Consider the following 21,501-nt stretch of genomic DNA (forward strand, 5'->3'; position numbering starts at 1 on the left):
ACCAGATCTCCTGCGCCCCGAGGACCACCCCGGTGCGCGTTCGGAAAGGACAGCACGTGACCGGCATCAGTGGCACAGCCATGCCCGCGGATGGGATCAGGATCGGGTACAAGGCCTCGGCCGAGCAGTTCGGTCCGCGGGAGCTGCTCGAGTTCTCGGTCGAGGCGGAGGACCGCGGCCTCGACATGGTCGCGGTGTCGGACCACTTCCAGCCGTGGCGCCACCACGGCGGCCACGCGCCGAACGCGCTGGCCTGGCTGGGGGCGCTCGGCGGCGCGACCCGGCGGGCGACCCTGGCGACGAGCGTGCTGACGCCGACGCTGCGGTACCACCCGTCGATCGTCGCCCAGGCGTTCGGAACCCTCGGCGCACTCAACCCGGGCCGGGTCATCCTGGGCATCGGCTCGGGCGAGGCGATGAACGAGACGCCGGCCACCGGGGCGGAGTTCCCGGGGGCGAAGGAACGGCGGATGCGGCTCGCGGAGTCGATCACCCTGATGCGCCGGTTGTGGACCGAGGACCGGGTCGACTTCGAGGGCACCTACTACCGGACCGAGAAGGCGACCGTCTACGACCGGCCCGAGCAGCCGGTGCCGATCTACGTGGCCGCCTCGGGACCACTGGCGGCCAAGCTCGCCGGACGCGTCGGTGACGGGTTCATCTGCACCAGCGGCAAGGACCCGGAGCTGTACAAGACGCTCCTGGCCAACGTCGCGGAGGGCGCCGAGGCGGCGGGACGGGACCCGGGCTCGCTGCGCCGGATGATCGAGATCAAGGTGTCCTACGACCGGGACATCGAGACCGCGCGGACGGCCTGCCACTGGTGGGCGGCGCTGGCACTGAGCTCCGAGCAGAAGACCGGGGTCGAGGACCCGCTGGAGATGGAGCGGCTCGCCGACGCCAACGCGGACAAGGCGCACACCCGGTTCATCGTCTCCGACGACCCCGCCGAGGTGATCGACCGGATCGGCACGTACCTCGACCTCGGTTTCACGGACCTGGTGCTGCACGGTCCGGGTGGCGATCAGCACCGCTTCCTGGAGCAGTTCACCACCGACGTGCTGCCCGGGCTCCGCGACCGCGCGAAGGCGGGTCCGGCGTGACGGTCTCGGCCCCCGAGCAGGCGTCCGGCGCCGGGACCGTGGCGACGATCCGCCACCTCGTCGCAGGCAGCTGGACCGACGGTGACGGCGGCGAACTGGTCGACACGAACCCGGCGCGGCCCTCCGAGGTCGTCGCCCGCGGAAAGCTCGCCGGCACCGAGGAACTCGACGCCGCCGTGCAGGGCGCGGTCGCGGCGTTCCCCGGCTGGGCCGCCACCCCGTTCCCCGGGCGCGGTGAGATCCTGGCCCGGGCCGCCGCCGTCCTCGACGCGAACGCACCCGCCTGGGGTGCGGAACTCGCACGCGAGGAGGGCAAGACCCTCGCCGAGGGTGTCGGCGAGGTGCGGCGCGCGGCGGAGATCTTCCGGTTCTTCGCCACCGAGGGCCTCCGCCCGATCGGGGAGGTCTACGCGTCGCCGCGGCCGGGGGAGCAGATCCAGCTCGTCCACCGGCCCGTCGGCCCGGTGGCCGTGATCACCCCCTTCAACTTCCCGATCGCCATCCCGGCCTGGAAGATCGCGCCGGCGCTGGCGTACGGCAACACCGTGGTGTGGAAGCCGGCCAGCTCGGTGCCGCTGCTGGCGATGCGTCTCGCCGAGGCGCTCGTCGAGGCGGGGCTTCCGGGCGGGGTGCTCTCGCTCGTGATCGGCGAGGGGGCGATCGGGGGACGGCTCGTCGAGCACCCCGGGATCTCCCGGGTCACCTTCACCGGATCCACGGGTGTGGGGCGCCGGCTCATCGAGAGGTGCGGGGCGCTCGGCCGCCCCATCCAGACCGAGATGGGCGGGAAGAACGCCGCCGCAGTGCTGGGCGACGCCGACCTCGAGCTCGCGGTGGACCAGGTGATCGCCGGTGCCTTCCGGTCCACCGGGCAGAAGTGCACCGCCACGTCCCGGGTCGTCGTCACCGACGCGGTGGCGGACGAGTTCGTGGCTCGTCTCACCGCTCGGGCCGACGCGCTGGCCGTCGGGGACCCGACGGACGCCGCCGTGCAGATGGGCCCGCTCGTGTCCGGCGCGGCCCGGGACGGCGTGCTCGCGGCGGTCGCCGGAGCGACCGGGCGCGCTGGGGTCAGGCTGCTCGCCGGTGGCACCGCCTACACCGACGAACGCGCCGACGGCGCGTTCCTGCCACCGACCGTTGTCGAGCTCGCCGGCGACGACCCGCTGTGGCGCGAGGAGCTGTTCGGACCGGTCCTGGCGGTGCGGCGTGCGGCGACCGACCGGGAGGCGCTCGAGCTCGTCAACGACAGCGTCTTCGGTCTCTCCGCGGCCGTCTTCACCGACAACCTGCAGGCGGTCATGACCGCCATGGAGACGGTGGACGTCGGCATCCTGCACATCAACTCGGAGACCGCCGGTGCGGACCCGCACGTTCCGTTCGGCGGCAGCAAGGAGAGCGGCTTCGGTCCGAAGGAGCAGGGCCGAGCCGCTCGGGAGTTCTTCACGACGACCACCACCGTCTACCTGAAGGCCTCCGGCCCCCTCGAGCGGTGACGCCCCGCTCGGCAATTGAGAAGCTGACACCGATGGAGAACGTCTCATGGCATCCGTGATGAAAGACCCGCTCGACCTGCTCGACGTCTCCTCGCTGCTGAGCGAGGAGGAGCGTGACATCCAGAGGACGGTTCGGGACTTCCTCGACGACCGGGTGCGCCCGCACATCGGCGAGTGGTTCGAGGACGGCCGGTTCCCTCGTGAGCTGGTCCCCGAGCTGGGCAAGATGGGCCTGCTCGGCATGCACCTGGAGGGATACGGCTGCGCCGGCACGAATGCGGTCAGCTACGGCCTCGCGTGCCTGGAGCTGGAGGGAGTCGACTCCGGCCTGCGCAGCTTCGTCTCCGTCCAGGGCTCGCTGTCGATGTACTCGATCTGGAGGTGGGGATCGGAGGAGCAGAAGCAGGAGTGGCTCCCGAGACTCGCGGCCGGCGAGGCGATCGGGTGCTTCGGCCTGACCGAGCCGGACTTCGGCTCGAACCCGTCCGGCATGCGGACCCGCGCGGTGCGCGACGGTGCGGACTGGATCCTCGACGGCTCGAAGATGTGGATCACCAACGGCGGCATCGCGGATGTCGCCACGGTGTGGGCGCAGACCGAGGACGGCATCCGCGGGTTCCTGGTGCCGCGTGGCACGCCCGGATTCACCACGAGCGACATCAAGCACAAGCTGTCCCTGCGGGCGTCGGTGACCTCGGAGCTGGCGTTCGACAACGTCCGGCTGCCGGCCTCGGCCCAGCTGCCGGAGGCCCGTGGGCTCGGCGGCCCGCTGGCCTGTCTCAACGAGGCGCGCTTCGGGATCCTGTTCGGCGCGGTGGGCGCGGCGCGGGACAGCCTGCAGGCCGCGCTGAGCTACGCCGACGCCCGGATCCAGTTCGACAAGCCGATCAGCGCTTTCCAGCTCACGCAGAAGAAGCTGGCCGACATGGCGGTGTCCCTGAACTCCTCCATGCTGCTCGCCCTGCACCTCGGGCGGCTCAAGGACGACCACAGGATCCGGCCCGAGCAGGTCTCGGTCGGCAAGCTCAACAACGTCCGGGAGGCGATCGCGATCGCGCGGGAGTGCCGGACCATCCTGGGTGGCAGCGGTATCTCGCTCGAGTACTCGCCGCTGCGGCACGCGAACAACCTCGAGTCGGTCCGCACCTACGAGGGCACCGACGAGGTGCACACCCTCACGATCGGACAGGCGCTGACAGGCCATCCAGCGTACCGGTGAACGGCCTCATCGACGGGCAGGACATCGACGGCGCCGATCCGCCCACGCGGATCCTGCCGTGATTCCCCGAGCTGTCGCCAACACCGCTACACCCTCCTGACCTGCGGGTCAGGAGGGTGTAGTGCCGTCCGGACCTGATCGTCGGACACCTGCTGGGCCGCCTGGGCCCGGCTGTCGCGAACGGAATGTGGCCACGCTGGTTCCGGGTCGGGGCGCACAGCCGTACAGCGGCACGGAGATGCGGCCATGTGGTGCTAGCCCGGGGGCGTTTCCTGGGCGTACTTTCGCGGCCCTGAGTGGAGGGCCGTTCGCAGTGGTGGGACTCACGATGCGCTGGCCTTTGGTCGTAGTCGCCTCAACGGTGGGGGTAACTGACCGGGTTCGGTCCACTGCAAGGGAGAGGGTCATGCGCTTCATGATCACGTGCCGCATTCCGGTGGAAAAGGGAAATCAGCTTGCAAGGGCGGGAACGTTGGGTTCGACCATCCAGTCCATCGTGGAGGAGATGAAGCCGGAGGTTGCGTACTTCGCCGACATGGAGGGCGGACGAGGCGGATACATCGTCGTCAACATGGACGACGCATCCCAGATCCCCGCCATGGCGGAACCCCTTTTCCTCGGGTTGGGAGCATCCATCCAGATTCATCCGGTGATGACCCCGGAGGACTTGGGCAAGGCGAGCCCGGCGATCGAGCAAGCGGCCAAGAAGTACGGTTGAGGGACACGCCGGGCTGTGCACCGCACTGGGCACATCCGACGAGAAGGAAGGGCGGCACGCGACGACAGACCCTGCTGTCGAGGTTCGAACCGCAGGCGAAGCCGCCCGACGGGGACCCGCCGAGCTTCGACGTCACGTCCGGCCGGGCACGGCGCGCTGCTGGATGGCAACGACTCCGGGGTGCCGACCGAGGCCTCCTGCGAACCCCACGTCACGATGACGGGTGAGACGACCTTCGTCGAGGACGGCGAGATGGTGTTCGACGGTGGGGCCCGCGGCTGAGCACGATCGGTGCCGGAGCCATCGAGCCCTCCGACGAGGAGGGCACAGGTGAGCTTCGCCAGGGCTGCTGATGGCGCGCGGATCCGCTTCGAGACGGTGGGGGCGGGCCCGCCTCTGGTGCTGCTTGCCGGGCAGGCGAACTCGGCGCGGTGGTGGGACCCGATCTGTGTCGACTTCGCGGCCGGTCACCGCACCGTCGCGATCGACACGCTCGGTACGGGTGGCAGCGATGCGCCGCCGGGGGCCGAGTACAGCACCCGGCGTTTCGCCGGTGACGTCGTCGCGGTGCTCGACGAGCTCGGGATCGAGAGTGCACACGTGTATGGCACGTCGATGGGCGGGAAGGTCGCGCAGCGGTTGGCGGTGGACCATCCCGACCGTGTCGGGGCGGTCGTCCTGGGGTGCACCACGGCGGGCGGCGTCCACGGGATGGTCGCCGATCCCGCCGTGCTGCGGCCGCTGGCCGGTCCGGCGCCGGCTGCGGACGCTGCTCTTGCAGCTCTGATGTTCAGCCGGGAGTGGCGTCGTGACCATCCGGGCCCGTACGCGGTGCTGGGCGATCCTGCGATGACGTCGCAGGCCCGGCGGGGTCATCGGAGGGCCAGTGCGGCTCACGACGCCTGGGACGTCGTGCCCGGTGTCCGGGCGCCCACTCTGGTGGTCCACGGCAGCGCCGACGAGTTCTGCCCACCCGCGAACGCCGGACTGCTCGCGGGCCGGATCCCCGGCTCGGAGCTCCTGGTGCTCGACGGGGCACGGCACGCCTACTTCGAGGAGTTCCGCGCCGTGGCGAGTCCCGCCGTGATCGCGTTCCTGGATCGGCATCCACTCCCGGCCGAGCCCTGACCGTGATCCGCTCACCCGACTCGCGAGCGGCCGGGTAGCCGGGAAGGCCGCTGCCTCGTAGCGGACGTAGCCATGAATGTGTCGCCGCGGCATGCCGAGGACGGGCCCCGCCACCGAAGGGCCGCAACACTAGGCAACTGACCGACCGGTTGGTAAGCTACCGTCGTCGATACGAGCCTGAGGAGACGGGATGTCCATGTTGGACGACGCTGTCGATCTGGAGATGCCGCCGGACATCGAGTTCCCGAACCCGATGCCGACCGATTGGACCGACAAGATCTCGCGGCACCGCAAGCTGTGGGAACTGGCCGAGGCTCAGCACTACGATCCGAACACCGCGATCGACTGGGCCGCTCTGAAGGCTGATGACTTCTCCGAACGGGAACGGGTGGCGCTGGCCTACTGGTTCGCCGTGAACGGCACGTTCGAGAACTCCGGTGTTCCGACGTTCGGGTACGGAATGGTGCAGTCCTACGAGCAGCACCAGGGCGACTCGACATCGCGGGTCCTGCTCACCGTCGCCCGGGACGAGGGTAATCACGACGAGATGTCGCGTCGCGTCGTGGAGACGCTCCTGCCGGGGTTTCCGTATCGGAGATCGTCGGGCAGCGCCGTGGAGCAGCGAGCCGCGAACAATCTCGCCTGGATTCACTACACGAACTCGAAGTACTGGGGCGGATACAAACGCGCGTACGAGGAGCGCACCCTCTCGGCGGTGATGTCCCCGTTCATCGTGGGCGAGGCGGCCGCGTCGCTCGTCTACATGCAGACGTCGAAGAACGCCCGGCATCCGGTCTTCGCCGACATCCTCCAGCACATCGGCAAGGACGAGTCGCGCCACTTCGCTTTCTGCAACTATCTTGCCCAGGACACGTGGGGCGACCTGACGGATCTCGAACGACGCTCTCTCACCAAGAACATCAAGGCTGCCTACGTCTACATCTCAGTGGTGTTCGGTGAACCGCGCGCACCGTTCTGGAAGGTGCCGGGATACTTCTCCGAGACCCATCACGAGATGGAGGAGATCGCCCGCGGCGCCGGCCTGGGCATCATTCCTCGAGTCGATCGCGACGACATCTGGCGGCGCGGGATGCTCCGGGTCAAGTCGGTGACCGACCGTTACGGAATCGAGTTCCCCGCCGTGCCCGAACTCGGCATCGACGGCACCGAGGTCCCGCTCACCGAGGAGGACCTCGTGGTCGTCAGCTTCTGAGTCGCCCAGGTGGCCGGGTGGGCGGAGGGGACGGGCCGCGGCGGGCGCGGAGGCTAATCTGTCTCCCCATCGTCTCCCGACACCATCCCGGAGGGTACGTGCCACGCTCGGTCGCAGGACGTCGGACACACGATGCCGAGTCGATCGTGAGGATCGCGTTCTCCTTGTTCCGGGAGCGCGGTTACGACGCGACGACGATCGATCAGGTCGCCGTTCGGGCGGGCGTCACGAAGGCGGCGATCTATCATCACGTATCCGGCAAGGAAGCGATTCTGGTCAACGGGGTGACGCGCGCCCTCGACGCCCTCTTCGCCGTTCTCGAGGACCCTCGGGTGACCGCTCCGGCCGCGACGCCGATGGACCAGTTGGAGCAGATCCTGCGCGCGGCGGTCGAGGTCGAGGTCGAGCATCTCGACGAGGTCGCCGTGCTCCTGAGAATGCGCGGCAACACCTCCGTGGAAAGCGCTATCATGCAGCGCCGTCGAGAATTCGACGAGGCCGTGGCCCGGATCGTCGAAGAGGCGATGCGGCGGGGTGAAGCGCGTGCCGACCTCGATCCGCACATTGCGACACGATTGATCTTGGGGATGGCGAACTCGCTGACCGAGTGGATTCGCCCGGCCGGCGAGATGTCGCGTGAGCGAATCGTGGACGCGGTTGTCGGTATCGCCCGGAGCGGACTGTCGGCGCCGACGGAAAGTACTTCCTGAACGGTTGGTAAGTTGTTAGGCTGGTCGCTCCGACTCCAATGAGGGAGTGCCCAGATGCTGGTTCGTGAGTACCTTGCCGGGCAAGCTCGTTCACGGCCGGAACATCTCGCCTATGTCGCCGGTCCCGCTCATCGTTCCTGGAGTGAGACGGCTGATCGCAGTGGGCGTCTGGCCGCCGCATGGCGATCCCTCGGTCTGCGGGCCGGTGAGGTCGTCGCATCGCTCAGCCAGGACGGGCTGGAGCTCGTGGAGGTGTGGTTCGCCTCCGCGACACTCGGCACCGTCCGCACCGGCATCAACTGGCGCTACGCGCCCAGGGAGATCGAGCACATCCTCCGTGACGCCGCAGTCGCCGTGCTGGTCGTGGAGGGCGGAACGTGCGAGGAGGCGTTCGGAAGCGTCGACCGCACGTCGCTGACCGCTCTCCGTCACGTGATCGGTTTCGGTGACCACCACCAGGACCTGGACTACGAGGAGATCATCGCGGGGCAAGAGGCACTGCCACGTGACGAGTGGCCACCGTTGTCGGAGGACGACCCGATCGCCATCTCCTACACGTCGGGATCGACCGGCCTGGCGAAGGGAGCGATCTGGACGCATCGCGCGGTCGTCGCGACGGAGCTCAACACCTGGATCCAGGTGGGGGTGCGCCACGACGACGTGTTCCTGCACTGCCTGCCCGCCGCGGGGGTGCCGGTGCTCCTGGCGACGTGGAACGTCTTCGTGGGATCGACGATCGTGCTCCTGCCACGTTTCGCGGCCGCCGCGGCGCTCCGGTCGATCCAGGACCACCGGGTGACCTCCACGCTGCTGGTGCCGACGATGATGCTCGACCTGCTCGACCACCCCGATCTATCGCGCACGGATCTGTCGAGCCTGCGCACGGTGATGTACGGATCCGCTCCGGCCACTCCTGCGCTCGTCCGGCGCGCGATGCAGGAGTTCGGGTGCGAACTGCAACAGTGGTACGGCGCGACGGAAGGTGCGGCCGGCTGGTTCTCGATCCTGCATCACGAGGACCATCTCCGCGCGCTCGCGTCCGACCCCGGGCTGCTCCAGTCGTGCGGCCGCCCGACCGTGCACACCGAGATCGCCATCGTGTCGGAGGCCGGGCAGCGGCTTCCGGCGAACGAGGTCGGTGAGATCGCCGTCCGGTCCGAGACGTTGATGTCCGGCTACCTCGGGCTGCCCGACGAGACACGCCAGGTCCTGCAGGAGCCAGGGTGGTTGCGCACCGGAGACATGGGGCGCATCGACGAGGACGGCTATCTCTACCTCGTGGACCGCAAGAAATTCATGATCATCACCGGGGGCTACAACGTGTATCCGGTCGTGGTGGAGAACGTGCTGGCGGAGCATCCGGCCGTCCGCGAGGCCGCGGTCGTCGGTGTTCCGGACGAGCGATGGGGCGAGGCGGTCGGTGCGCTCGTCGTGTCGGACGGAACCGTGACGGGGGAGGACCTGATGCTGTTCTGCACCGGGCGACTGGCGCGCTTCGAGGTTCCCAAGCACGTCGTGCTGGTGGACCGGCTGCCCCGGGGCGCCACCGGCAAGGTGCTCAAACGCGCTGTGCGGGAGCAGTTGCTTCCGCTGTCCGTGGCGCCGGCGACCCTGCCGCGAGGGTGACGGGCGTGGACTTCCGGACCGTCATCGGTGACATACCGCGGATTCACTCCCGACGAGCCCCGGACGAACTGGCGTTCGTCGACGGGCCCGTCCGCCTCAGCTGGGGAACGGTCGACGATCGGGTCAACAGGCTCGCCAACGCCCTGCGTGACGAGTTGGGGATCGGCGACCTGGACCGAGTCGCGGTGCTCGCCGGCAACTGCCACGAATACCTGGACGTCATGTTCGCCGCGTCCCGGGCGAAGGCCGTCTACACCGGGCTCAACGTCCGCCACCATCCGGCCGAGGTGGTCGAGCAGATGCGCGACTGCGCGGCCAGGGTGCTGTTCGTGGGGCCGGGATTCGAGGAGGCCGGTGCCGTCGTGGCCCAGGAGACCGGGGCGTTGCCGGTCCATTTCCGTGGCCCGAACTCGTCCTACGGCGAGCTGCTGACCGCGGCCTCGCCGGAGCCGATCGGATCGCACCAGGATCCCGAGGCCACCTACGCACTGACCTACACCTCGGGGACCACCGGCCGCCCGAAGGGAGCGATGATCTCCAGCCGGAGTGAGATCGCCTTCGTACACAGCTTGATCATCGGATCCGAGACCCGCGTGGACGACCGGTTCATGCTCGTCACGCCGCTGTTCCACAAGGGCGGACAGTTCGCTGTCATGCACGCCGCCTACGTCGGGCGGCCGACGGTGATCCTGCCCCGGCCTGATCCCGAGCAGATGTGCCTGACCATCGAACGCGAGCGAGTCAGCGTGTTCCTCGCCGTCCCGACGATCATGAAGATGCTCGTCGAGCACGTGGAGCAGGCCGGGGCGGGCCGGTACGACCTGTCGTCGTTGCGACACGTGCTCTACGGCTCCAACCCGATCCCGGTGGGGCAGATCAGGCGCTTCGTGGAGCTGTTCGGTGTGGCGATGTGCCAGATCGGGGGCATCGGCACCGAGGGGGGCGCGGGGCTGATCCTCGACCGCGTCGACCACGAGCGGGCTCTCGTCGATCCGGCGCTGGCGCACCGGCTCGGGTCCTGCGGCCGTGTCCAGCCCGGATTCCAGATGAAGGTCCTCGACGACGACGGTCGCGAGGTCGGCCCCGACGCGATCGGCGAGCTCGTGTTCCGCGGCGACGCCTACATCGCGGGGTACTGGGACAAGCCCGAGGAGTCGCGGCGTGCATGGCGGAGCGGCTGGTTGCACTCGGGCGACATCGGCAGACGGGATCGCGACGGCTACGTCTACTACGTGGACCGCATGGGCGGGCGGATCAAGACCGGCGGCGAGACGGTCTATCCCCGCGAGGTCGAGGACGCTCTGCGCGGCCATCCGGCGGTCCGGGACGTCGCCGTGGTCGGAGTACCCGATGAGCGATGGGGGGAGGAGATCTGGGCGGTGGTCGAGCACGAAGCGCCGGTCGTCGCGGGGCCCGAGCTCGGACAGGAGCTTCGCGCGTGCGCGCGGGAACGTATCGCCGGTTACAAGGTGCCCAAGCGCGTGCTGTTCGTGGACGCGCTTCCGCGCACAGCGCTGGGCAAGACGGCGATCGCCGAGGTGCGTGCACTGGCGATGGCCGCGAGTAGTGCGGCACCGACGGGCAGGAGGTAGACGAGATGGACTATCTGGTCGACACGTACTTCGACGACCTGCAGCTCGGGGCGGTCCAGTCGACGCGCGGGCGGACGATCACCGAGGCCGACATCGTGAACTGGTGTGCGCTGACGGGGGACTGGTTCGTCCTCCACAGCGACAAGGAGTACGCCGCTCGCTCGATGTTCGGTCAGCGCATCGCCCCCGGGATGATGGTTCTCGCGTTCAGCGGCGGTCTCGGCGTGCCGCCGCTCGCGAAGGCCATCGTCGCCAACTACGGCAGCGACCGGGTCCGCTACCCGCGGCCGACGTTCATCGGCGACACGCTGCACGCCGAGATCGAGGTGGCCGATCTGCGGCCGCGCGACGACGCCACCGGAATCGCGGACTTCCGGTGGGACATGGTGAACCAGGACGGTTCGACGGTGATGGCCAGCCGTCTGAAGGTCCTGCTGCGGAGGGGCCCCGATGCCGGTTGATCATCTCATCGGGGGAGCGGTCGCCGAGATCGTCCTCAACAAGCCGGACAAGCTCAACGCCCTCGATCGCGCCGATCTCGACTCCATCTCCGACGGTCTCGACCGTGCGGTCGCCGACGGCGCGAGGGCGGTGCTCATCCGCGCCGAAGGCCGGGCGTTCTGCGCCGGGCGCGACATCACGACGATGGAACCGGGCGAGGATCCCGTGCAGCTGCTGCGGTCGGCGTTCAACGTCCTCGTCCTGAAGATCCACGGGCTGCCGATCCCGACCGTCTCGGCGGTGCAGGGCGCGTGCATGGGCGCAGGCACCGGGATCGCGCTCGCCTGCGACGTCACGGTGGTGAGCGACGACGCCAGGATCGGCTCACCGTTCGGACGGCTCGGTGCCGTCCCGGACTCCGGGTTCCACTGGTTCGTCACGACCCGGCTCGGGCCGGCCGTGGCGCGGGATCTCGTTCTCACGGGGCGCGTCCTGGACGGGCCCGAGGCGGTGAGGCTCGGCCTGGCGGCACGATGCGTCGGCCGCGCAGACCTGCACACGGAGGCGCGCACGCTGGCGGACACCGTCGCGGCGGGACCGACCACGGCGTTCCGCCTGTCCATGGAGCTGATCGACGCCGTGGCCCGGGGGGCGTCGCTGGCCGAGACGTTGGACAAGGAGGCCTCGTCACAGGGCGTCGCCTTCGCCACCGCGGACTTCGGGGAAGGACTGTCGGCATTCCGCGAGAAGCGCGAACCCCGCTTCGACGGAATCTAGTGTCCCGCGCCGGAAGTCCGGTGCGTATTTCGGTGGGTCCAGGTCGTCGCCGGGCGTGCCGGCGGAACGGCCTTCGTACCTGGCGTACCCGGGCGTCACGCCGCCGGTTGCAACCGACCCGTCACCGGGCCGGTCGTCTCACACGTCAGACGGCATCGCCGTCGCGGGTCGGGCCCGCGGCGTCGGCGTCGAGTGCGGCGATCTGCAGGTCGGTCCGCTCGCGCAGCTCGGACACCAGCGCGGGATCGATGCCGGCGTCGACGACCACGTGGTCGAACTCCGTGATGGGCGCCAGGAGGTGGAGCGCGGTCTTGGGAATCTTGCCGCTGTCCATGAGCAGCACCGCATGGGTCGCCGAGCGGATCATCGCGCGTTTCACCAGCACGATCTGCTGCTCCTGGTGGTAGGTCATCGTGGCGCTCATGGCCGAGGTGCTCAGGAAGACCTGGTCCACGGCGAAGCGTTCGATGGCCTCGAGGCAGGCCGCGCCGATGAACGAGTCGTGGGTGCGCGAGTACTCGCCGCCGATGACGATCAGCTGCACGGCCTCTTCGTCGCGAAGCTCCTGCACGACTCCCAGGTAGTTGGTGACGACCGTCAGAGGTGTGACCTGCGTGAGGATGCGGGCGAGCGCGAGGGCCGTGGTCGAGTCGTCCATCATGATCGACGTCCCGGGCTCGATGAGCTCCACCGCCTTGCGTGCGATCGCCGCCTTCTGATCCACCTGCGCACCGAGCCGGTACTTGATGTTGCTCTCGAACACCGATGACGGCTGAGCTGACACCCCGCCACGGTAGCGGCGGAGCATGCCTCGCTCGACGAGCTCGTCGATGTCGCGGTGGACGGTCATGAGGCTCACCTTGGTGAGGGTTGCCAGGTCCGCGGCAGACGCGGAACCGCGGCTGACCACGAAGTCCATGACCGCTTGTTGGCGCTGGCTCCGCGCGGCAGCTCGCGATCCGTTGCTGACCATGGTCGTCACTCCCGTCGGGGCGGTGCTGGGCGGATCGTCGGCACCCTAGCGCGGCAACATCGGTGGAGCGCAATATAACACCGAGAGATGGTAAGAGCGGCTGCCTCAGGCGTCGGAGAGGTCGTAGTCCATTTCGTTCCAACCATCCCGCCCCTGGCGGATGGGCCTGGTAGCTCACCATCGTGGGCTGGGACTGAGTGATGAGAATGGTGCTTGACACCCCGACACACGGCGGTAACCTACCGGCTGAAGCTGGGAAGCTCCCACGATCTGGTGTTAAGAACGTGAGGGAGCTGAGGGCCCCATCGGGTGCCCGACCCGGGTGCGGAGGTGAGCATGGAAGCCACTGTCGGTTCGCCGGTTCTGGCCGTCGAGGGCGTCGAGAAACGGTTCGGTGGTGTCGCCGCCCTGTCCGGAGCGTCGTTCTCCCTGGCGCCGTCGTCGACCCTCGCACTCGTGGGGGAGAACGGTGCAGGTAAGTCGACGTTGTTGAAGATCCTCTCGGGGGCCCTGCAGGCCGATGCCGGAACGGTGACGTTGCAGGGGGAGGAGGCGCGCTTCGGGTCGCCCATCGACGCCTCGCGGCGTGGCGTGGCGACCGTGTACCAGGAGCTGAGCCTGTTCCCCGATCTGACCGTCGCCGAGAACCTCGTCATCGGTGACTACCCCCGGCGTCGGGGTCTGATCAGCTGGGCGTCGGCGCGGCGAGCCACGGAGGAGCTGCTCGACCGCCTGGGCATGCCGGTACCGGCGGACCGGCTCGTGGGCGAGCTCGGGCTCGCGGAGGGCTACCTCGTGGAGATCGCGAAGGCGCTCCGCCACCGCCCGCGGATCCTGATCCTCGACGAGCCCACGGCCGCGCTGGATCCGCACGACGCGGAGCGGATCTTCACGCTCATGGACTCGCTGCGAGCTGACGGCACCAGCATGATCTTCGTGTCGCACCGGCTCGAGGAGCTGATGCGCACGTCCCAGCAGTACATGGTGCTCAAGGACGGGCGTACGACCGCCGAGGGCCTGATGCGGGACACGTCGGAGGACGACCTGGTCGCGAAGATGCTCGGCGACCAGGCCGGACCGACCGCGACCTCAGGACAGCGCGCCCCCCTGCTCGCCGTGTCGGAACGACCGCAGGCGGCGTCCACCGCCCGGACGGACGTGGCGCTCGAGGTGGTGGGCCTGAGGACCGACGTGGTGTCGGATGTGTCCTTCCGCGCGCACCGGGGCGAGATCATCGGTCTCGCCGGGCTGCGTGGCTCGGGTCAGAGCGAGCTCTGCCGGGCTCTGGTCGGCGCCGACCGGGCCACGGCCGGTCGGATGGCGGTGCTGGGCCGCGAGTACGCGCCCCGCACACCTCATGACGCATGGGAGCGCGGACTGGGGTTCGTCCCCGCGGAGCGCAAGTCCGAGGGCCTGTTCCTCAACATGACCGTGGCGCAGAACGTGCTGATGTCACGGCTGTTGAAGGACGGCACGCGGTGGATCAGCCGGCGCGGGCAGAACACGCTGGCCGCCCGGTTCCGTGCATCGCTGGACATGCGGCTGCCGGGCGGTGACCTGGCCACCCCGGTGACCGCGTTGTCGGGCGGCAACCAGCAGAAGGTGGTCCTGGCGCGCTGCCTGGCCGCGGACCTGTCCGTGCTGGTGCTCGACGAACCGACCCGAGGCGTCGACGTCGGCGCCAAGCACCAGATCCACGACGTCATCCGGGAGCTCGCCGACGAGGGGCTCAGCGTGATCGTCAGCTCGTCCGAGCTCAGCGAGCTCCTCCTGCTGTGCAGCCGGGTCATCGTGATGCACCGCGGTGCCATGGCCGGCGAGCTGCAGGGCGCCGAGCTCGAGGAGCACACCATCATCCGCCTGGCCTCCGGGGCTGCGGCGTAGTGCCGCCCAGCCCGCCTAGGAAGGAAACGTTCGTGTCCAACCCGCCCGTCACCCAGGCGACACCACCGACGGCCACCGCCGAGGCTTCCGCACCGGCGCAGTCGTCACTGTGGTCGCGCCTGACCGGTTCCCGCTACGGCACGGTCGGTGCCGTCCTCGTGATCCTCCTCATCATCACCTCGCTGACGGTCCCGAACTTCCTCACCGTCCCCAACCTCCTCAACGTCCTCCAGCAGATGGCGATCGTCGGTGTCGTCGCGGTCGGGATGACGTTCGTGATCCTCACGGCCGGGATCGATCTGTCGGTCGGGTCGATCCTCGCCCTGACCACCGTCGGGTTCGCGCTCTTCCTGCAGTTCGGCTGGAACGTCTGGCTCGCGCTCGTCGCCGCCGTGCTCATCGGCGGGGTGACGGGATTGATCAACGGGTTGGGCTACACCGTGTTCAACATCCAGCCGTTCGTGATGACGCTGGCGACCCTGGCCATCGCGCAGGGCCTGGCCCTGTCGCTGGCCAACGGCGGCGAGATCATCTACAGCCGGTCGTCCGGTCTCCTGAACTTCCTCGGCAACGGGGGGATCGGGCAGCTGTCCGGCGAGTTCATCGTCTTCGCCGTGATCGCGGTCCTGGGCTGGATCGCCCTGCGCTACCTGCCGGCAGGCCGTTACGTCTACGCGGTGGGCGGCAGTCTGGAGACCGCGCGGCTGTCGGGAATCCGGGTCAAGCGGGTACTCACGGTCGTCTACGTGATCAGCGGATGCTGCGCGGGCCTCGCCGGAGTGATGACCGCGGCCCGGCTGGGTGTCGGTGAGCCCACCGCAGGCAGCCTCACCAACCTCGATGCCATCGCCGCGGTGGTCATCGGCGGCACCAGCCTCGCCGGCGGCCGCGGCAGCCTGTGGGGCAGCGTCGTGGGCGCCCTCATCCTCGCTGTGATCGCCAACATCCTGATCCTGATGGGCGTCTCCCCTTACCAGTCGGAGATCATCCGCGGCTGCGTGATCATCGCTGCCGTCCTCATCGCCTCGGCGAACCTGGCCAAGGGCCGCCGCCGGGTGGCCGCCTGATCAGCACGACCCCGAGACGCACCACCGGTCGGCGACCACCTTCCGGCCCGCACATTCCCTCGTCCACTCCCCGGACGGCCGATCCGTCGTGCCGCCCCCAGCTTCGGGAACGCTCCCCGAGGAGGAAATGCCATGAAGAACCTACAAAGGTTCGCTCTGTTCTCGGCAGCCGCCATCGCCGTTGTCTCCGCATTGTCGGGCTGCGCGCTGTCCGCTGGCAGTAGTTCAGGCAGCTCCGGTTCCGGTGGGGCGCAGGCGGCCCCGATCGACTTCGGCCCGTACTGCGGGCAGGACTGCAAGGCTGCGCTCACGCTGAAGGCCTCCCAGGACTCGATCAACTGCAAGGTCGCCTTCCTCGACGACGCGACGTCGTTCCCGTACGGCGCGGCACAGTTCTCGCTGGCGAGCCAGGACGCCAAGAAGTACTTCCCGAACATGGATCTGACCGTGCAGAACGGCAACAACGACCCCGCGACCCAGAGCTCCCAGCTCGACACCGTGGTCGCGCAGGGCACCAAGGTCGTCGTCCTGGACCCCGTCGTCGCGGGCGCCCTCGCCCCGGCCGTCCAGCGGGCGACGGCCCAGGGCGTCAAGGTCATCGCCATGGACCGCACCACCACGGCTCCGGTGCTCACCACGATCAAGGCGCCCGACATCCCGCTGGCCACCCGCACCGCCCAGTACATCGCCGACCAGCTGCACGGGCAGGGCACCGTCGCGATCCTCAGCGGCACCCCGGGCGCCTCGCCCACCATCGACCGGACGAACGGGTTCATGCAGGTCATGCAGAAGTACCCGGGCATCAAGATCGTGGCTGACGTGAACGGCAACTACGACACCGCCGACGGCAACACCGCGGTCACCAACCTGCTGACGAAGTACCCGAAGGGCTCCCTGAACTTCATCTTCTCCGAGGCCGACGCGATGTCGCTCGGCGCGATCAAGGCGATAGCCGCCGCCGACCGCCAGGGCGATGTGAAGCTCGCGGGAATCGACGGCCAGAACGAGGGTTTCCAGGCGATCAAGGACGGTACCTACGCCGCCACCACCGTGTACCCGCTCGTGATGCCCATGGGTGTCGTGGCTGCGGCCAAGGCGTGCGCCAACGAGAGCATGCCGGCCAGCATTCCGCTGGAGTACCCGCTGGTGACACAGGCCAACGTCGACCAGTACCTGGGCACGACCTACAACTGAGCCGATCCTCGACGACGCCAGGTTCCCGCCGTACCGAATCGAAGGAGTATCCGCAGTGGCACTGAAGTTGTCGTTCAACACCTGGGCGTATTCCAGCTATCCTTCCTGGCTGCCCGCCTACACCCTGGAAGAGACCATCAAGCGGTTGGCGCGCATCGGCTACGACGGCATCGAGATCGGCGCCGCAAGCCCGCACGCCTACCCGGACTTCCTGTCGGAGAGCCGCCGGAAAGAGATCAAGAACGTGCTCGACGGGGAGGGTATCGCGCTGTCCAGCATGTTGCCCGCACCGAGCGGAGGCCCCTGCAACAACGCCTGCTCGCCGTATCCCGAAGAGCGCCGGTACACCGTCGACAACTACAAGAAGATCGTCGACCTGACCGCGGAATGGGGCGGCAAGACGGTCCTCTACATTCCGGGCTGGACCCTCTTCGGTACCGAGCGCAGAGAAGGGTGGGCGTGGAGCGCCGAAGCCCTGTCGGAGATCGCAGGTCACGCCGCGCAGTACGACATCACCCTGGCCATCGAACCGACCTCCTACGACAGCAACCTGGTCGACACCGGTGACCACGCCATCGAGCTGATGAACGAGGTCGGGCTGCCGAACGTCAAGCTGATGTTCGACACCTTCCACGTGTTGTACCGCCGCGAGGTGATGACCGACTACGTGTACCAGATGGGTGCAGATCTGGCCCACATCCACATCTCCGAGGAGAATCGGATGCCGCCGGGTCACGGGCGCGGCGACTTCGAGAGCGTCATGACCGCCCTGAAGGAGATCGACTTCACCGGTTACGTGACCCTGGAGATCGGATTCGACCACCGGGGCGCCGAGCCCGACTGGTTCGCCAAGGAGGCGTTCACATGGCTGAAGGAGAGGGCCTGATGACAATGGCTGGACAGGAACGCTACCCCGACTGGTCCGATGTCGAGACGCTGGTCTTCGACTGGGGATACATGAAGTGGCTGACCACGAGAAAGACCCACGGCATCGCCATTCCCGCGATCGGTATGGTCACGATGCTGCCGGGCCAGGGCCACGCCCGCCACAACCACCCGGCATCGGCGGAGCTGCTCTATGTCGTGTCGGGCACCGGTGAGCAGATGGTCGAGCTCGACGACGGCACGCCGGACGTCCGCCAGGTGTCGACGGGCGATGTGATCCACGTTCCGCAGGCGGTGTTCCACTCCACCCTGAACACGGGATGGGCACCGATGCAGGTGCTCGCGATGTACAGCCCTGCCGGCGCGGAGGAGGACCTGCTCACCCAGCCCGACCTGATGACGTTGACGGCCGGCGAACTGCCGACGTTCCGCCCCGAGCGGAGCTGACAGCACATGGTGCGACCCGCCCGACCTCGGCCCGCGGACCCGTCATGACGACGGTGGCGCTGCTCGGAACGCTGGACACCAAGCGCGAGGAGTACTTGTTCCTCCTCGCGCTGGTGCAGCGCCACCGGTGCGAGGCAGTTGTTCTCGATGCGGGTCTCTACAGCAATGCCGAGGACGACGTGCGCGGCGCCGGAGCCCGGTACGTGGGTCCCGACGCGCTGGCCGAGGCCGGAGGCAGCTCTCGATCGGTCCTGCGCGACGGGGCTGATCGGGGCGAGGCCCTGCGGGTCATGGCGGCGGGCGCCGGCGTCGTGCTGGCCGATCTCGTCCGTGACGGGTCCGTCGACGGCGTGCTCGCCGCCGGCGGATCCGGGGCCACATCCCTTGCGGCGGCGGTGTTCCGGAAGCTGCCATTCGGGCTGCCGAAGGTGCTCGTCTCGACGCTCGCCGCGGTGGACATCGGTCGTTACGTCAACGGCCTCGACTGTGCCGTGATCAACCCCGTGGCCGACGTGGCGGGCGTCAACCGGCTGACCGGGCCGGTGCTCACCAACGCGGCCGCGGCCGCGTGCGGAATGGCCCGCACCCACCGTGCCGATCCCTACCCCGTCGCGTCGGGGGCGCCGTTGGTCTGCGCCACCATGTTCGGCGTCACGACGCCCTGCGTGAGTGCGGCTCGCGCGGTACTGCGTGACGCCGGTTGCGAGGTGGTTGTCTTCCACGCCAACGGCAGCGGCGGGCGGGCCATGGAACAGCTGATCGCCTCCGACATGTTCGTGGCCGCCCTCGACGTCACGACGACCGAGCTGGCCGACGAGATCGTCGGCGGGGACCTACCCGCCGGACCCGACCGGTTCACCGTGGCCGGCCGTCACGGAATTCCTCAGGTCGTGTCACTCGGTGCCCTGGACGTGGTCAACTTCGGCCGCTTCGACGACGTCCCGTCCCGTTTCCGGCACCGCACCCTCGTGCGGCACAACGCCGACGTGACGCTCATGCGCACCGACGCCGAGGAGGCTGGACGGATCGGCGCCGAGCTCGGGAGACGGCTCTCCACGGCCACCGCGCCGGTGGCCGTGGCGGTGCCGTCGGGCGGCTTCTCCTCCCTGTCCGTGCCGAGGGGACCGTTCCACGATCCGGAGGCGGACGCGGAGCTCGTCTCCGCGCTGACCGCTGCCCTTGCCTCCGCGCAGGCGAAGAACGTCGAGGTCATCGAGCTCGACGGCTCCATCAACGACGAACCGGTCGCCAGAGCGATGGCCGAGAAGCTTCTCGAACTCTGCACGACCTCACCGAAATCCCTCATCCGATAAGGACCCATCTTCATGCAGCGCAGTGAGATCCTCCGTCGCCTCCGAGCAGAGATCGCCGCCGGGCGTGCGGTCGTCGGCGCCGGTGCCGGTACGGGGCTGTCGGCCAAGTGTGCCGAGGCCGGCGGCGCCGACATCATCATCATCTACAACTCGGGCCGCTACCGGATGGCCGGGCGCGGCTCGGCGGCGGGCATGCTGGCGTACGGCGACGCCAACCAGATCGTGGTGGACATGGCTGCCGAGGTCCTGCCCGTCGTCAAGGACGTCCCGGTGCTCGCCGGCGTCAACGGCACCGACCCGTTCCGGATCATGAAGCGGTTCCTGCGTGAGATCGCCGATCTGGGCTTCTCCGGTGTTCAGAACTTCCCCACCGTCGGCCTGTTCGAGGGCCGTTTCCGGCAGAACCTCGAGGAGACGGGCATGGGCTACGACCGTGAGGTCGAGATGGTGGCCACCGCCCGCGAGATGGATCTGTTCACCTCTCCATACGTGTTCACCGCCGAGGAGTCCGACGCGATGACGCGCGCAGGCGCGGACATGATCGTCGCCCACCTCGGCACGACCAACCAGGGACTCATCGGCGCTCAGAGCGTCGTGCCCATGGAGGAGGCCGTGCAGATGGTGCGCGAGATGTACGACGCGGCGGTGGCCGCCAACCCGGACGTCATCGTGATCTGCCACGGCGGTCCCGTCCACGGCCCCGACGAGGCCGCCCACATCATGAAGGAGGTTCCCGGCGTCGCCGGGTTCTACGGCGCCTCGAGCGTGGAGAGGCTGCCCACCGAGCGCGCGATCACCGCGCAGGTCGAGTCGTTCAAGGCGATGGCTGTCCCCGGCCACTGACGGCAGGCCACCAGGCAACAGCCGAGAGCACGGAAAGAGAGAAGGGCTCCAGAGATGGGTCTGCTCGAGAACAAGGTCGTCTTCATCACCGGTGGTGGCCGCGGTCAGGGCCGCAGCCACGCCATCAGGTGTGCGAAGGAGGGCGCCGACATCGCCCTCGTCGACATCGGCACGGCCGGCAAGGTCGAGGCCCCGGCCTACATCACCGCGACGAGCGAGGACCTCGCCGAGACCAAGGCACTGGTCGAGGCCGAGGACCGGCGGGCCGTGACGTTCGAGGCGGACGTCCGGGACTACGACTCGCTGGTCGCCGCGGCCGACGCCACCGTCGCCGAGCTCGGCGGGATCGACTGCGTCGTCGCCAACGCCGGCATCTCCGACACCTTCCTGCCGATCTGGGACCTGCCGATCGAGAACTGGCAGACGATGATCGACATCAACCTGAACGGTGTCTTCTACACCTGCAAGGCCACCGTGCCGCATGTGCGCGCCCGCGGCGAGGGCGGCGCGTACGTGCTGGTCAGCTCCGTCGCGGCCATCAAGTCCTACGGCTGGCTCAGCCACTACTCGGCCGCCAAGTTCGGTGTCCGCGGCCTGGCGATCGCCATGGCGAAGGAGCTCGGGCCCGAGTACATCCGCTGCAACAGCCTCCATCCGGGCGCCATCAACACCGACATGACCGACGCGATGTCGTATCTCTCGGGAACGCCCAAGGAGACCCTCCTGCAGCAGTTCCGCGATGCCCAGCTGCTCGGCCGCAACATCGAGGTCCGCGACTCGAGTGCGGCCGTGGCATGGCTGCTCTCCGATGAGGCACGCTTCGTCACCGGGCACGAGCTGATCGTCGACGCGGGCGAGAGCAAGAAGTAGCC

General features: G+C 68.7%; 20 protein-coding genes. 19 read left to right on the forward strand and 1 reads right to left on the reverse strand.

Features of this window, described 5'->3' with window-relative positions:
* The first annotated feature begins 80 nt into the window (after positions 1–80).
* The 11 genes from fgd to JWR81_RS17225 all read left to right on the forward strand — a co-directional run bounded on the left by fgd (position 81) and on the right by JWR81_RS17225 (position 12,023).
* Positions 81–1,103: a glucose-6-phosphate dehydrogenase (coenzyme-F420) gene (gene fgd, locus JWR81_RS17175; RefSeq protein WP_297653272.1), complete on the forward strand. Its 1,023-nt coding sequence runs from the start codon at positions 81–83 to the stop codon at positions 1,101–1,103.
* Complete coding sequence (locus tag JWR81_RS17180) at positions 1,100–2,599, forward strand: aldehyde dehydrogenase family protein (RefSeq protein ID WP_297653214.1); 1,500 nt, start codon at positions 1,100–1,102, stop codon at positions 2,597–2,599. Before fgd ends, JWR81_RS17180 begins: the two co-directional genes overlap by 4 nt.
* A gap of 46 nt (positions 2,600–2,645) precedes the next feature.
* Positions 2,646–3,818, forward strand: coding sequence for an acyl-CoA dehydrogenase family protein (locus JWR81_RS17185; protein WP_297653217.1), 1,173 nt, complete (start codon positions 2,646–2,648; stop codon positions 3,816–3,818).
* A 406-nt stretch (positions 3,819–4,224) separates the two neighbouring features.
* Positions 4,225–4,536 carry a DUF3303 family protein gene (locus JWR81_RS17190; RefSeq protein ID WP_297653220.1) on the forward strand — a complete coding sequence of 104 codons (312 nt, stop codon included), beginning with the start codon at positions 4,225–4,227 and terminating at the stop codon, positions 4,534–4,536.
* A 330-nt stretch (positions 4,537–4,866) separates the two neighbouring features.
* Positions 4,867–5,664, forward strand: coding sequence for an alpha/beta fold hydrolase (locus tag JWR81_RS17195; RefSeq protein ID WP_297653223.1), 798 nt, complete (start codon positions 4,867–4,869; stop codon positions 5,662–5,664).
* A gap of 190 nt (positions 5,665–5,854) precedes the next feature.
* Positions 5,855–6,877: a ferritin-like domain-containing protein gene (locus JWR81_RS17200; RefSeq protein ID WP_297653226.1), complete on the forward strand. Its 1,023-nt coding sequence runs from the start codon at positions 5,855–5,857 to the stop codon at positions 6,875–6,877.
* 146 nt (positions 6,878–7,023) lie between these two features.
* A complete protein-coding gene (locus JWR81_RS17205; RefSeq protein ID WP_297653228.1) occupies positions 7,024–7,587 on the forward strand; it encodes a TetR/AcrR family transcriptional regulator in 564 nt (187 codons plus the stop codon).
* Between the two features lie 54 nt (positions 7,588–7,641).
* Entirely contained in the window at positions 7,642–9,213 is a 1,572-nt protein-coding gene (locus tag JWR81_RS17210; protein WP_297653230.1) for a class I adenylate-forming enzyme family protein, read from the forward strand.
* 5 nt (positions 9,214–9,218) lie between these two features.
* Complete coding sequence (locus tag JWR81_RS17215) at positions 9,219–10,805, forward strand: AMP-binding protein (RefSeq protein ID WP_297653233.1); 1,587 nt, start codon at positions 9,219–9,221, stop codon at positions 10,803–10,805.
* Between the two features lie 5 nt (positions 10,806–10,810).
* The gene (locus JWR81_RS17220; protein WP_297653236.1) at positions 10,811–11,266 is read left to right on the forward strand and encodes a MaoC/PaaZ C-terminal domain-containing protein; all 456 of its coding nucleotides are present in this window, start codon (positions 10,811–10,813) and stop codon (positions 11,264–11,266) included.
* Positions 11,256–12,023: an enoyl-CoA hydratase-related protein gene (locus tag JWR81_RS17225; RefSeq protein WP_297653238.1), complete on the forward strand. Its 768-nt coding sequence runs from the start codon at positions 11,256–11,258 to the stop codon at positions 12,021–12,023. Before JWR81_RS17220 ends, JWR81_RS17225 begins: the two co-directional genes overlap by 11 nt.
* Positions 12,024–12,168: 145 nt before the next feature.
* On the opposite strand, the gene JWR81_RS17230 is transcribed toward JWR81_RS17225, so the two are convergent.
* A complete protein-coding gene (locus JWR81_RS17230; RefSeq protein ID WP_297653241.1) occupies positions 12,169–12,996 on the reverse strand; it encodes a DeoR/GlpR family DNA-binding transcription regulator in 828 nt (275 codons plus the stop codon).
* A 336-nt stretch (positions 12,997–13,332) separates the two neighbouring features.
* On the opposite strand from JWR81_RS17230, the gene JWR81_RS17235 reads away from it, so the two are divergent.
* The 8 genes from JWR81_RS17235 to JWR81_RS17270 all read left to right on the forward strand — a co-directional run bounded on the left by JWR81_RS17235 (position 13,333) and on the right by JWR81_RS17270 (position 21,499).
* The gene (locus tag JWR81_RS17235) at positions 13,333–14,880 is read left to right on the forward strand and encodes a sugar ABC transporter ATP-binding protein (RefSeq protein WP_297653244.1); all 1,548 of its coding nucleotides are present in this window, start codon (positions 13,333–13,335) and stop codon (positions 14,878–14,880) included.
* A gap of 32 nt (positions 14,881–14,912) precedes the next feature.
* Positions 14,913–15,947 (forward strand): ABC transporter permease, encoded by a 1,035-nt coding sequence (locus JWR81_RS17240; RefSeq protein ID WP_297653247.1) that lies wholly within the window; start codon positions 14,913–14,915, stop codon positions 15,945–15,947.
* Between the two features lie 132 nt (positions 15,948–16,079).
* Positions 16,080–17,141, forward strand: coding sequence for a substrate-binding domain-containing protein (locus JWR81_RS17245; RefSeq protein WP_297653250.1), 1,062 nt, complete (start codon positions 16,080–16,082; stop codon positions 17,139–17,141).
* A gap of 55 nt (positions 17,142–17,196) precedes the next feature.
* Entirely contained in the window at positions 17,197–18,027 is an 831-nt protein-coding gene (locus JWR81_RS17250; RefSeq protein ID WP_297653255.1) for a sugar phosphate isomerase/epimerase, read from the forward strand.
* A complete protein-coding gene (locus JWR81_RS17255; RefSeq protein ID WP_297653257.1) occupies positions 18,027–18,473 on the forward strand; it encodes a cupin domain-containing protein in 447 nt (148 codons plus the stop codon). Before JWR81_RS17250 ends, JWR81_RS17255 begins: the two co-directional genes overlap by 1 nt.
* Positions 18,474–18,517: 44 nt before the next feature.
* Positions 18,518–19,786, forward strand: a complete 1,269-nt coding sequence (locus JWR81_RS17260) for a Tm-1-like ATP-binding domain-containing protein (protein WP_297653260.1) — start codon at positions 18,518–18,520, stop codon at positions 19,784–19,786.
* 12 nt (positions 19,787–19,798) lie between these two features.
* The gene (locus JWR81_RS17265) at positions 19,799–20,629 is read left to right on the forward strand and encodes a phosphoenolpyruvate hydrolase family protein (protein ID WP_297653263.1); all 831 of its coding nucleotides are present in this window, start codon (positions 19,799–19,801) and stop codon (positions 20,627–20,629) included.
* Positions 20,630–20,683: 54 nt separating this feature from the next.
* Positions 20,684–21,499: a mycofactocin-coupled SDR family oxidoreductase gene (locus JWR81_RS17270; RefSeq protein ID WP_297653266.1), complete on the forward strand. Its 816-nt coding sequence runs from the start codon at positions 20,684–20,686 to the stop codon at positions 21,497–21,499.
* The last annotated feature ends 2 nt before the right edge of the window (positions 21,500–21,501 follow it).

Origin of the sequence: Pseudonocardia sp. (genome assembly GCF_025965585.1) — a bacterium.
GTDB lineage: Bacteria > Actinomycetota > Actinomycetes > Mycobacteriales > Pseudonocardiaceae > Pseudonocardia.

Coding starts and splice junctions, on each gene's coding strand:
- fgd (WP_297653272.1), top strand. CDS start 81: ATGCCCGCGGATGGGATCAGGATCGGGTACAAGGCCTCGGCCGAGCAG.
- JWR81_RS17185 (WP_297653217.1), top strand. CDS start 2,646: ATGGCATCCGTGATGAAAGACCCGCTCGACCTGCTCGACGTCTCCTCG.
- JWR81_RS17190 (WP_297653220.1), top strand. CDS start 4,225: ATGCGCTTCATGATCACGTGCCGCATTCCGGTGGAAAAGGGAAATCAG.
- JWR81_RS17200 (WP_297653226.1), top strand. CDS start 5,855: ATGTCCATGTTGGACGACGCTGTCGATCTGGAGATGCCGCCGGACATC.
- JWR81_RS17210 (WP_297653230.1), top strand. CDS start 7,642: ATGCTGGTTCGTGAGTACCTTGCCGGGCAAGCTCGTTCACGGCCGGAA.
- JWR81_RS17220 (WP_297653236.1), top strand. CDS start 10,811: ATGGACTATCTGGTCGACACGTACTTCGACGACCTGCAGCTCGGGGCG.
- JWR81_RS17225 (WP_297653238.1), top strand. CDS start 11,256: ATGCCGGTTGATCATCTCATCGGGGGAGCGGTCGCCGAGATCGTCCTC.
- JWR81_RS17230 (WP_297653241.1), bottom strand. CDS start 12,996: ATGGTCAGCAACGGATCGCGAGCTGCCGCGCGGAGCCAGCGCCAACAA.
- JWR81_RS17235 (WP_297653244.1), top strand. CDS start 13,333: ATGGAAGCCACTGTCGGTTCGCCGGTTCTGGCCGTCGAGGGCGTCGAG.
- JWR81_RS17245 (WP_297653250.1), top strand. CDS start 16,080: ATGAAGAACCTACAAAGGTTCGCTCTGTTCTCGGCAGCCGCCATCGCC.
- JWR81_RS17255 (WP_297653257.1), top strand. CDS start 18,027: ATGACAATGGCTGGACAGGAACGCTACCCCGACTGGTCCGATGTCGAG.
- JWR81_RS17260 (WP_297653260.1), top strand. CDS start 18,518: ATGACGACGGTGGCGCTGCTCGGAACGCTGGACACCAAGCGCGAGGAG.
- JWR81_RS17265 (WP_297653263.1), top strand. CDS start 19,799: ATGCAGCGCAGTGAGATCCTCCGTCGCCTCCGAGCAGAGATCGCCGCC.
- JWR81_RS17270 (WP_297653266.1), top strand. CDS start 20,684: ATGGGTCTGCTCGAGAACAAGGTCGTCTTCATCACCGGTGGTGGCCGC.